We start from the raw sequence: 12,052 nt of genomic DNA, 5'->3' as shown, positions 1-12,052 counted from the left end.
TGACTTGTTCTCTTGTTATACAACTTTTCAATAATGGTTATAAATCGAGAACCACTTTAGCAGCAATGGCCAACTGATAAACAATTTGCGATAAGCCGCGAGCAATTTCTACGCGCTTGGTTTTGACTTTTGGTAATACCATAATCTCATCGCCTTGCTGGATACGGTAAGCGGTATTGACCACCTCACTGGCGCCATTTTGATGAATAACCAAAATTTCTTTAACGTCAGCGTTGTCAGAGAAACCACCCGAATTGGCAACATAATCACCAACGGTATAATCCGGGTTAAAGGTCAGCGCGCCTTGTGCTCGTACTTGACCATTAACGGTAATGACTGAAGTTTGCGCAGGTATCTCAATGATATCACCTTGCTGTAAGATAATATCCTGCCACGAATTCGGGACGACAACAATTTGACCCGTCGTTTTAACATTACGCGCTTTGGCAACAAACTGCTTAACCAAAGCTGCATCGTCTTGACGCAGTGCAGCTTCTTCACGAGTAGTTGACTGCGTGGCAAGCGTCAGCTCTTCTAGACGATCGAGCGACTCATTAATCATGCGTTTTTGTTGTTCAGCAACAGACTCACGATAAATGGTCAAATGAGTCAATTTAGCGAGTGGGCTTGGCTGTAGCTGTGGCACGATGTCCTTTAAGCGAGCACCATATGGTACAACCATGGCACCATTACCTGTATGCGCACCTTTTACTTGCACCGCGATTGTGCCCGCATAACGATCGGAGGTAACTACCATCTGATCACCATTATAAACAGGCACGTTTTGAGCTTCTGCCAACGAGTAATATTCCGCCGTCTGTGCACGTCCTGCACTGCGAGTGATACTAACGTTGGTGGCATTCGCTGCTGGATTGGCCACTTGCAATACATCACCAATGGTCAGATCGTTCACATCAAATTCAAAGGTATATTCGTTTTGGACTTGACCGCCTACTTCAAAGGTTTTTTTCTGTGGCGCGACCGTAATCACATCGCCATCACGAAAAGAGAATGCTTGTAATTTACCCGCTAGTAAAAAATCATACAGGTTGACTTGCTGTAGCATTTGCCCATTACGTTTGATTTGAATATCAATATAACTACCACGAGTCGGATCAACACCGCCCGCTCTATCCAAATAAGACAATACGGAATCTGCTGCTAAACCGCCGTAATAACCAGGTTGTTTAACGAAACCTGTTACAAATACTTTTACTGGCTGTGCTTGCTCTAATGAGGCATAAACGCCAACGTTCGAGCGATAAATACGACTGACAGCACTTTTTACCACATTTTGCAGACTGCCATTTTGCACACCTGAGACACGTACTGGACCAATATTTGGCAAGAAAATATTGCCTTGTGGGTCGACGGTCATGGTAGCCGCATATTGATAAGCGCCCCACATCCGTACTTGGACGTTATCACCCGGGTTGATCACGTAACTGTCATTAAAGGTAGAGCCAGAGGTGGTCGAAAATGCTCCACGGAACAGCTGCTCACCGAACATCATGTCTTGCGTATTGATGTCTTGATAGGGGCGCGTGGTATTAATGACTGACTGACTTGGCAAGCTTGAGGCATTAACCGCTTCTTGCGCGGTCGCCTGTCCTGATACACCACCTGCAAATGCCTGTGTTGAGACATTGATGTTATTGCTGTTTTGGTCTTGACTCATGCTGTTATTGCTGGTGCCAAAGCTAGATCCTGAGATTTGATCAGCATAACTGCCTGCTGCTAGTGCTGATACACTGCTGGCTGCCATGGCCAAACTTAACACTTTTATCACGGTCACAATAGGACGTGGTTTCATATTCATGAGTGGTATTCCTTTGCTGATCTATCGATCATTACTGATATCTGGTGTGTTAAAACTAGCTACGATGATCACGAACAACTGCCATTACTAGGCGCACAAATCCATAAAGCATCAAAAGTAATGCTAGCGACGTCCAAATAATATAGGCGCGGCGTGGATAAGTTGCTTCTTCAGCCTGATATGGTGTTGAGATAACAATCAAATTCTTCATCTTTTTAAAAGCTTCTAAACGTGACTTTTCAAGCGAAGATAAAGAAAGCTTATATAGCTCAGTGGCGAAATCGACATCAGCTTTGATGGTTTCAAACTGTACTGCTTGTCGATTTAGTTTAGTAGTATTTGGCGAGGTCAGTTTGGTTTGCTCTTGAAGAATTTGCTCTTCGACTGCTTTGATCTGGCTTCTTAGTGACACTACTTGCGGTGCGTCTGGGTTCAGATAGCTGAGTAATTGACGCTCTTCAGTACGTAATGAACTTAATTGCGCTTGCAAACTACCAATCACCTGATTCACAATTTGAGCATTGGATTGTGGATCGTAAATCTCATTTTCGTTCTGATAGTTTAACAATTTCTCTTTGGCATCATTCAAGCGATCTTGTGATTCATCTAACTGTGTCTCAGCAAATAACAACTGATCACGAGCCACCTCTTGTGAAATACGGTTGACGAACTGCTCAGACTCATTGAGGATCGTTTTATTCAGCTCAAAAGCATACTTTGGATCAAAGGCTTCTGTCGATACTGACAGCACATAGCTTTGCTCGTCCAGATTGATGTGCACGCGTTTTTTAAAGTACTCAAGTAACTCTTCTTGTGTGGCATCAGGCTCAATCTCATTAAGCGGATCTGAGCCATCGACATGATACGCTTCGCGGAACTTGAACTTATTATCAAGGCGCTTCACCATATCATTGGATAGAATATACTCGGTCAGATAAGTCGCATCTTCTTTACTGGTACTGTTCACACCCAACAAGGCCGACAGTCCACCGCCAGAAGGCACACTGGTATCACTGACTTGTTTGACCACCACATCAGCCGTCGAAATAAACCGCGGATGAGCAATGGTCATGACATAAAATATCACCAATACCCAAGGGAGGACCACCAAGCCAATAAACAGCGAGAAGTCAATTATCTTATTTTTTCGCTTTGTGGACATGCTCTTCATATACCTCAATCGCTTCTGTTGTGTCTTCAAAGACGTGTGCTGTTTGATCCATTAGCACAATACCAATATCACAATTACGCTTAATATCACCGATGTTATGCGATACGATTAAAAACCCTGCTTGTTCACGGCGCGCGGCCAATATCTCTTCACTACGCTTACGAAAAGCCGCATCACCCACAGCGCCTGCTTCATCAAGCATATAATAATCAAAATCGAAGGCCAAGCTTAAGCCAAATGTTAAGCGCGCTTTCATCCCTGATGAATAACTTTTTACCGGCATATCGAAATAGTTTCCGATATCTGCAAATTCTTCCACAAAACGAATTTTTTCGTCAATATAGGGACCGCTTGAATAAAGACGGCAAACAAAGCGGACGTTTTGACGACCCGTCAAACTACCTTGGAAACCGCCGGCTACCCCTACTGGCCAAGAAATCGTCGAGTCGGTAATAATCTCTCCGTGATCAGGCTTATCTAGTCCGCAAATAATACGCAGCAAAGTCGATTTACCCGCCCCGTTACGACCGAGTAAACCCACACTTTTTTTATCACCAATGGTCAGATTCAAATCTTTAAATAGGTAATGCCGACCCTGCTTGGTCATAAAGGACTTAGAAACATTTCTAATTTCAATCATTCACTTACCTGTCGTTATTTAGAACGTATTAAGTCTCTTTCTACCGCTTTATACATTAGCAGACCCAAGAAATTTACTGCAACCGTCCACTTTAAAAAGTACGTTATATCAATATGATAAGTGGGATAATTGGGCGCTAAAGCGTGTCTTATCAATTCAATATTATGGATAAAAGGATTATAAAGTAAATAACTAAAATATGGCTCTGGAATAATATGAATCGGATAAATGATGCCTGAAGCAAAATACAATATGGTAAAGAGAATCGCAATTACCTTGGTGATTTCACCCCCATAATAACCAACAATCATCATGATTAGAGCGACACCGAAACTGAACATAAACATCGTTATCCAGCAAAAAAGTACAATATGCAAATTTCCCAAACTGGCGTAATCATTAAAGAAAGCCAAGCCAACCAACAGTATAATAAATGTTATAAAATAAATAATAAGCTCTAAAGCTGATCTGGCAATAATGACGTCAATATGCCGTATTGAACGGTACATCAAAAGTCCCTGATTTGCCTCAACAGCCCCTAGTGCTCTAGTCGCAATAGTCTGAAACATACGAAAAGGAACCATTCCACCAACCAAAAACAATGGAAAGCTCATTCCTGGTAGTGCACGCTCAATAATTACGCCAAAAATCACTAGAAATATGAGCATTTGAAAAATGATTTCTAATGGCGCCCACAGATAGCCCAAGCGATAACCACCAAAGCGCGTTTGCAGCTCACGCATCAGCAAAGCATGAAATGCGGCACCCATGACTTTTAGACCACTGCGGTGCTTAATAGGACGATAAGGAGGTAGTTGTACAGACATGGCGTTACAGGACTTTACCGAAAACAGCCCCTATGATAAGTAAGCGGGACATAAGTTACAACAATTAATCTGTACCTAAACAGATAAAGCTATGATTTAGCAAGAAATCAGTAGGTAATTATAATGTTTTATGGTGCGGCTTGAGCCATTCACCATATTCTTAAATAATTTATTTCAGGCAAAAAAAAACCAATCAAATAATGATTGGCATTTTTAATATTACAGGTCTTGCTAAAAATGGTGGCGATGAAGAGACTTGAACTCTTGACCTCACGATTATGAGTCATGCGCTCTAACCAGCTGAGCTACATCGCCATTTTAGGATGCACATTTTACCCAAGCTGTTGACTGTCGTCAACCCCTAGAAGGGCATTTTTTGCAGAAAATATGAAATTTATTCAAATTAGCTGCATTTTTATCACGAACAATAAAAAAGGTTTGGTAAACCGATAAGCCGGGTTCTGTCGTGGACAATCATTCCTCTAGGCGCACAATCACTCGTACGCTCAAGCAACCTACCCGCATCGAACGCGGGCCGCGCCATGCCGATGCCTATTTGGTCTTGCTACGCGTGGAGTTTACCATGCCGTGAACTGTTGCCAGCCACGCGGTGCGCTCTTACCGCACCCTTTCACCCTTACCGATGACATGAACATCTTGCGATACTCATATAAGCCAAAGGCGGTCTACTCTCTGCTGCACTGGTCGTCAAGTTACCCTGCCCAGCCGTTAGCTGGCACGCTGCCCTATGTAGCCCGGACTTTCCTCCCCTGCATGTCTGTTGCCAGTGTGCAGCGGCGATTGCCTAGTCTACCAAGCGCGCTAGTATAGCAAAATTAATGAGGCTTTCGGAAAGTTTTTTTGTCTTATTTTTAGCACTGATTTATACAAAGTTTTTAGGGAGTATAAAATCCATATTGCCACTGCCATCATGCTCTTGTACAGATAAGGCTAACCAATGCACAATTGGATAATGCTGTGCTAGATAGTTTTGTAGAAAATCAATTGTGCTATTTGCAATCTCAACATCCGTCTGAGCAGCATCGTCATGGATATGATTATAAATGATACTATGTACCGATAACCCACGTGCTTTTATTGCTTCTAGACTTAGTAATGTATGATTGATGCTACCCAAACGACCAGAAGTAACCAAAATAATCGGATAGCCTTGAGCAGCAATATAATCTAAAATTAATAACTGCTCCGTTATTGGCACGAGCAATCCACCAGCACCTTCTAAGAGCACCACATCGTAGCTTTGTTGCAATTGCTGCGTCGCTTTAGTAATCAATTCAGGATTAAGAGTTTGCCCTGCAAGCTTGGCAGATAAATGCGGTGACGCAGGCTTCTCATAACGATATGGACAAGTGGTGAAATTGAGGTCGCAAGGTTGCAACGGAAGGTTCATCAGCTGACGATGGATAATAATATCATCAGCAATTCCTATCTCGCCACTATCTAGATTTATTGCGACACCAGTTTGCACAAGCTTTTGGGTAATAACATTAATACCTTGCTGCATCAGCGCTTTGGCAATCATACCCGTCGCATAAGTTTTGCCGATGTCAGTATCGATACCGGAGATAAAGAGAACGCTCATTATTGACCTTCTTGCGTTAAATAAATACTGACTACTTTTAACAATGCTTGGCAAAGGGTAGCAAGTTCGTCATCTGTAATCACATAAGGCGGCATGATATACACCAATTTACCAAACGGTCTGACCCAAATACTGTTTTCAATCAGCAAGGTTTGAAAGGTCGGCATATCAACCGCTTCATTTAGCTCAATGACGACAACTGCGCCCAGACAGCGTACTTCCTTAACACCGTCTAGCTTTGCTGCTACAGCAAGTTGTTGTTCCATTATTGTTCGGATATTTGCTGTACGCGCTTCAATATCATAGGACAGTATTAAATCAATTGAGGCACAAGCGACGGCACAAGCCAGCGGATTGCCCATAAAGGTCGGACCGTGCATCAGTGCCGGATAATCACTTTGGCTAATGGTATCGGCAATTTCTCGAGTACACAATGTTGCGGCAAATGTCATATAACCGCCAGTTAATGCCTTGCCAATCGTCATGATATCAGGGCTGATACTCGCATGCTCACAAGCGAATAATTTGCCACTACGCCCAAAACCAGTCGCGATTTCATCGGCAATTAGTACTACTTTGTATTTATCACACAATTTGCGAAGCAGCTGCAAATACTGAGGACTATAAAAGCGCATCCCGCCTGCGCCTTGAATAATCGGCTCGATAATAAAACCGGCGAGCTGATGGCTATTTTTATCAAAGAAATCCGTTAATTCATCATATTCAGACTGGCTAATATCACGCTCAAAGCCCATTGGCGGAGCTGGCACAAAATGCTGCATCGGTAACTGTTTACCATACAAGCTGTGCATGCCATTGATAGGGTCGCAGACACTCATCGCATGCCACGTATCACCATAATAGCCAGAATGGGTCGAGGCAAATTGGCACTTTTGCGGACGCTTAGCAGCAATTTGATATTGCAATGCCATTTTTAATGCTACTTCTACCGCAATGCTGCCGCTATCGGCATAAAATATGGCATCCAGTCCAGCAGGCACAATTGACAGCAGTTTTTTGCCCAAATCTATTGCGGGTTGATGGGTCAAACCACCAAACATGACATGCGCCATTTTACCCAACTGCTCAATAATTGCCGCGTTTAGTTTGGGATGATTATAGCCATGGACGCTCGCCCACCACGATGACATCCCATCAATCAAGCGCGTGCCGTCTTCAGTAACGATATAAATACCATCAGCGTGATCAATCACAATATTAGGATAAGTCGGCGGCAAGCTGGCGTACGGATGCCAGAGATGTTGCTGGTCAAAGTCGTTCGTTGATTTCGTAGATGAGAGTGATGTTGTCATATTTTATTGACCAGTAATGCGTTTATATTTTGACATCAAATCACTTTCGGTTTCGACATGATTGGGATCATGAGGGATGCAATCCACAGGGCAAATGACCACGCATTGTGGCTCATCGAAATGACCAACGCATTCGGTACATAAATCTGGGTCGATAACATAAATGTCATCGCCCTCTGAGATGGCTTCGTTTGGGCAAGCAGGTTCGCAGACATCACAATTGATGCATTCATCGGTAATCAATAACGCCATAAACTGCTCCTTATTTGCTAGCAGTTGATAATAAATGAGTATAACCGTGGTTTACGATTACGCTTAATATTAAACCACCAGCCCATCATTAAAGCTTAGCTTAGTAAGTGTTTAACTAAATATTAGCTGCTGAGTTTTTCTATAAAAGCTTCTGAGACGCAAGGAGGCACAAATTTCGTCACATCACCGCCAAGTTTGGCAATTTCGCGAATCATGGTTGAGGATATAAATGAGTAATTTTGCGACGGGGTTAAAAACACCGCTTCAAAATTCTCATCAAGCTCGCGGTTCATATTGGCCAGCTGAAACTCATATTCGAAATCTGACATCGCACGCAGACCTCGTAAGACAGCAGTGGCATTTTTTTCACGCATAAAGTCAACGAGTAGACCTTCAAAACCCACCACCGATACTTGTGGTAAGTCAGCAAATACTGTCTCAACTAAGGCGACACGCTCCTCAAAGTTAAATAAAGGCTTTTTGTGATGTCCTGAAGCAACCGCAATAACGACCTCATCAAACAGTTTGGTGGCGCGTGTGACCAAGTCTACATGACCATTGGTAATAGGATCAAAGGTACCAGGATATAAAATTCTGGTGTGCAGCTTTGAGGAGTTAGCAGAAGTAGAGTGGCTCATAGCGTGGCTAATAGGGTCAGTAATAGTAGGCTATATGCTAGCAAATTTTGCTCAAACTTAATACTTATCGTCGATGCATTTGTAAATAGTTACCGCCTTAACCTCACTTAATGTACTCAGTCTTCTGTTTGCACTCGATTGCTGTGTGACCACCTTAAATGACTTCGACTATATTGGCTACATTTGTCCTAATAGCCGACTTACATTTTTGTTAGAGGCTTTGCTACAATAGGCGGTTCGACTCATCCATTTTATAAACCAAATAAAAGACAATGCCATTTATTGAGTTAGGATGAGGAATCAGTAGGACTAGTCAGATAAGGACTTTGTATTTGTAGGCAGTCCTTATGGAGAAATTATGTCAAAAAAATCAAAAAAACCAGAGAATCAAATTTGTGCCAATAAAAAAGCTCGACACGAGTATTTTATTGAAGAAACGTTTGAGGCAGGATTGTCGTTACAAGGTTGGGAAGTCAAAGCCATTCGCGCGGGTAAAATGACCATCACCGAAGCTTATATTATCTTCCGTAATAATGAGGCCTTCCTATTTGGCGCCCATATTCAGCCGCTGCTATCCAGCTCGACGCATGTCAGTCCTGATAGTATCCGTACCCGTAAACTGCTGCTCAATCGCCGCGAAATCGAAAAGTTAATGGGTGCAGTCAACCAAAAAGGCTATGCCTGCGTGCCATTATCCTGCTATTGGAAAAACTCGTTGGTGAAATGTCAAATTGGCTTGGCACTGGGTAAAAAACAGCACGACAAACGCAAAACGCTTAAGGACCGTGATTGGGAACGTGATAAGCAGCGTGGCTTTAAGAAGGATTTAGATTAAAGCCATCTTTCAACAGATTGGTGTTAATCTTAAAAAAACGGACGATTCAACTTTATGCTGAATCGTCCGTTTTTATTTGTTCAATCTATTTTACTTATTAACTTTCAAACAACTGGCGCAATCTTTGTCGTTTGCGATTGTTTATGAGCACTGCGTAATTGACGTATACCGTGCATAATCAGACAGACAATACCGAGCCAAATCAAACCATAGCTATAAATCATCGCTGATTCAAACGGATTGCCCAGTACAGTTACAGCTAAGATAAATAATAATGCAGGCTCTAAATAGCTCATCATGCCATAGACATTTACTGGCAGCATTTGGCTGGCATCCACATTGGTTTTCATGGCCAACACGCTCATGACACCAAGTCCCGCCAGCATCAGGATAAAAAAGCCAGAACCGCTCACTAAGCTTAAACTGCTCGGTGCGAATAAAAACAAATAAGCCACAGCAAATGGTGCGAATATCGTTAAATCAACCAATAATCCAGTCACCGCGCCAATCCCTTGCAGACGACGCAAAATATAATACAGCGGATACGTGCCGCAGACCCAAAGCGTTGCCCAAGAGACACTTTGCGTACGGATAATTTCACTGCCGACTCCTAATGCAGCAAATGCAACCGCCAACCATTGCAAACGGCTTAATTTTTCACCAAATAGCACGCAACCAAATATAACCATCATCAGCGGAAATAAAAAATACCCCATCGCGGTTTGTACGCCCTGCCCATTGACCGGTGCCCACATAAATAACCAAAATTGGCTTAAGAATATCGGTGTCGGCAATAGTAACCACGCCCACTGTTTAATTGATACTAGATTTTTTATTTTATTGACATGCAAGCCTAAACGTCCACTAACCAGTAGATAGCATATCAATGCCGCCCACATTGCCAGCATCCGCCAGATAAAAACTTGCGTACCTGATAACGGCGCCAAAAAGCTGCTGTAAGCATACAGCACGCCAAATAAAAGGTTCGACAAGATTGCTAGTATGATGCCCAAAATTAATGTGCGTTGCTGTGCGCTACCCGCCGTCCAAATCGCTGGCAATGGCAAGCGTGAGACAGTCGTTGCGAGCGTAGTTGCAAATACAGTAGAAAGCATTGAGATAGACATAAAGACACCGTAAGTTTAAATAGATTTTAGAAAACCAGCTGTGAGCTTTTATTTGTTATGGCTAGGTTTTAATTGTTAGACCTTGATTAATAGCACCTATTTTACTGAGTGTCGCTGAGATATTATTGCTATAAAAATTTATTTATGAATAAATTTATCTTTTATAGCCTTTGAAAATAAATATTTTCTTATATTTTGATTTATAGTGATAATAATTGTAAAAAATCCAGTGAATGAAACGCTTTCTAAAAGAGAGAACACCATGAGCCAAGTTTTAGATGATATCGATAAAGCGATTTTAAATTTATTACAGGACGATGCGACCATGCCATTAAAAACCGTGGCAGAACAAGTGCATGTGTCTATCGCTACTGCCCAGCGCCGTATTCAAGCATTAATTAGCAATGGCATCATTACCAAGCAAGTCGCTATCGTGGACCCAAATAAGGTGGGTTACGAACTCACTGCTGTGGTAATGATAGAGATGGCGCGCTCAAATACCTCAATGCAACATCGGTTTGAGCGCTTGATGAATACACAGCCACAAGTGATGAGCTGTTATGAGGTGTCAGGTGATGCGGATTTTATGTTGATGGTCAATGCCAAAAATATGAGTGATTACCATCGATTCACGACTGGTTTGCTCACCTATGAGAATAATGTGCGCAACTTTAAAAGCCAATTTGTGATGAACTTTACTAAAAGTGGGACAAAGATTTTGCTCGATTAATTTAGTTATAAAAACTGCTTGGCTGTTTAATTAAAAGTAGATAAGTCGCGGTCAAACAAGGTACGATATCAACGAAAGTTTGGCAGTAAATAATAGATGCCGCACCAGTAGTCCATTGCCTAGTAGACAAGGAAGCCTTACCATGACTAAAAACACCCGTACCATTAGAAAAGAAGAAAGTAATAATCCAGTACTAAAAGGATTAAGCTTTAAAACAGTGATGGCCAGTGCGTCCCTTGCGGCATTGCTCGCCAGCTCAGGCTGTGCCACTAGCTCATTATTAGACAGTGACAATCGAGTCAGCACAACGACAACTAAAAGTGTGTTGTCAGAAGATCAAATCGTGGCCTTTGGTCGCCCTGCACAAGCATTACCCAAAATGCCAAATGCGACCATGGTGATCGTCGGTGAAAAAAACAGCTACGTGCTGACCCAAGGTGGGACAGAGATGGTGAATTTACTGACCAATTTGACGCCAAAAAATATCCAAGTCGATAATGAGATGAATTTTTATGTGCCCAATAACGATGGCTACTTTCAGGGTGAAATGAAGCTGTCTTATGCCAAACTAAAAGATGAATTTAAACGTTCTGACTATCAGTTCTTTTTGCAAAACAACGGCAAAGAATGTACCTCAGCCAGTGACCAGCGTATCAATGCTCAGCGCTTTTGCTTTAGCGTTCCTGTCAAAGGCGCTATTTATCCGCAAGTGAGTAATCTCAGCTTAATCCAATCCAATTATCGCCCTTTAACTAAGCCTTATACGGTGAGCTTTTATACCCAAAGTCAGCAAAATCAAGTGTCTCGTAGTGGCGCCAATACAGCTCAGAAGCTGGTTTTATTGCCCTTTGCGTTAGCTTTTGACGTAGTTACTTTCCCATTTCAATTATTAGAGCAGTAAATCCTTACTATAAACGATGATTTGGAATAAAGATGCGCTTAGTTTCTACAAGCCTTTTTATTCATAGATTACTTAAACTATCAATAACTTATCGCTAATCGTTTATGACATCATGAAGACAATTCATGTTAAAATGAGCACTTTTAAATGAGCCGTTAATATTTTTAATGAATAACGGCTTTTTTTAGTGCCATTT

General features: G+C 42.1%; 12 protein-coding genes, 1 tRNA gene and 1 other RNA gene. 3 read left to right on the top strand and 11 right to left on the bottom strand.

The window, feature by feature from the left end:
• Nucleotides 1-37 precede the first annotated feature (37 nt).
• From Q6344_02175 to coaD, 10 genes are all read right to left on the bottom strand, one after another.
• The gene (locus Q6344_02175; GenBank protein WLG14183.1) at nt 38-1,819 is read right to left on the bottom strand and encodes a polysaccharide biosynthesis/export family protein; all 1,782 of its coding nucleotides are present in this window, start codon (nt 1,817-1,819) and stop codon (nt 38-40) included.
• A 55-nt stretch (nt 1,820-1,874) separates the two neighbouring features.
• Nucleotides 1,875-2,981, bottom strand: a complete 1,107-nt coding sequence (locus Q6344_02170) for a capsule biosynthesis protein (protein WLG14182.1) — start codon at nt 2,979-2,981, stop codon at nt 1,875-1,877.
• Nucleotides 2,959-3,630, bottom strand: coding sequence for an ABC transporter ATP-binding protein (locus Q6344_02165; GenBank protein ID WLG14181.1), 672 nt, complete (start codon nt 3,628-3,630; stop codon nt 2,959-2,961). The genes Q6344_02170 and Q6344_02165 overlap by 23 nt, the downstream gene beginning before the upstream one ends.
• 14 nt (nt 3,631-3,644) lie before the next feature.
• Nucleotides 3,645-4,457, bottom strand: coding sequence for an ABC transporter permease (locus Q6344_02160; protein ID WLG14180.1), 813 nt, complete (start codon nt 4,455-4,457; stop codon nt 3,645-3,647).
• A 238-nt stretch (nt 4,458-4,695) separates the two neighbouring features.
• A tRNA-Met gene (locus tag Q6344_02155) sits at nt 4,696-4,772 on the bottom strand.
• A gap of 119 nt (nt 4,773-4,891) precedes the next feature.
• Nucleotides 4,892-5,274: RNase P RNA component class A (rnpB, locus tag Q6344_02150), an RNA gene on the bottom strand.
• Nucleotides 5,275-5,340: 66 nt separating this feature from the next.
• Nucleotides 5,341-6,060: a dethiobiotin synthase gene (gene bioD / locus Q6344_02145; GenBank protein ID WLG14179.1), complete on the bottom strand. Its 720-nt coding sequence runs from the start codon at nt 6,058-6,060 to the stop codon at nt 5,341-5,343.
• Nucleotides 6,060-7,373 carry an adenosylmethionine--8-amino-7-oxononanoate transaminase gene (bioA, locus tag Q6344_02140; GenBank protein WLG14178.1) on the bottom strand — a complete coding sequence of 438 codons (1,314 nt, stop codon included), beginning with the start codon at nt 7,371-7,373 and terminating at the stop codon, nt 6,060-6,062. The genes bioD and bioA overlap by 1 nt, the downstream gene beginning before the upstream one ends.
• Nucleotides 7,374-7,376: 3 nt before the next feature.
• Nucleotides 7,377-7,625, bottom strand: a complete 249-nt coding sequence (locus Q6344_02135; GenBank protein ID WLG14177.1) for a YfhL family 4Fe-4S dicluster ferredoxin — start codon at nt 7,623-7,625, stop codon at nt 7,377-7,379.
• Nucleotides 7,626-7,747: 122 nt separating this feature from the next.
• Nucleotides 7,748-8,263 carry a pantetheine-phosphate adenylyltransferase gene (gene coaD / locus Q6344_02130; GenBank protein WLG14176.1) on the bottom strand — a complete coding sequence of 172 codons (516 nt, stop codon included), beginning with the start codon at nt 8,261-8,263 and terminating at the stop codon, nt 7,748-7,750.
• Between the two features lie 358 nt (nt 8,264-8,621).
• Here coaD and smpB point away from each other — a divergent pair, with 358 nt between their 5' ends.
• Nucleotides 8,622-9,098 (top strand): SsrA-binding protein SmpB, encoded by a 477-nt coding sequence (gene smpB / locus Q6344_02125; protein WLG14175.1) that lies wholly within the window; start codon nt 8,622-8,624, stop codon nt 9,096-9,098.
• Between the two features lie 104 nt (nt 9,099-9,202).
• Here the strand turns inward: smpB and rarD are convergent, their stop codons facing one another.
• Nucleotides 9,203-10,225, bottom strand: coding sequence for an EamA family transporter RarD (rarD, locus tag Q6344_02120; protein ID WLG14174.1), 1,023 nt, complete (start codon nt 10,223-10,225; stop codon nt 9,203-9,205).
• A 262-nt stretch (nt 10,226-10,487) separates the two neighbouring features.
• Here rarD and Q6344_02115 point away from each other — a divergent pair, with 262 nt between their 5' ends.
• Nucleotides 10,488-10,955 (top strand): Lrp/AsnC family transcriptional regulator, encoded by a 468-nt coding sequence (locus Q6344_02115; GenBank protein ID WLG14173.1) that lies wholly within the window; start codon nt 10,488-10,490, stop codon nt 10,953-10,955.
• Between the two features lie 220 nt (nt 10,956-11,175).
• Entirely contained in the window at nt 11,176-11,856 is a 681-nt protein-coding gene (locus Q6344_02110) for a hypothetical protein (protein WLG15116.1), read from the top strand.
• The last annotated feature ends 196 nt before the right edge of the window (nt 11,857-12,052 follow it).

This window comes from Psychrobacter cibarius, from assembly GCA_030686115.1.
In the GTDB taxonomy this organism is placed as follows: Bacteria; Pseudomonadota; Gammaproteobacteria; order Pseudomonadales; family Moraxellaceae; genus Psychrobacter; species Psychrobacter cibarius_C.
This window is presented reverse-complemented; position numbering and strand designations above follow the sequence as displayed.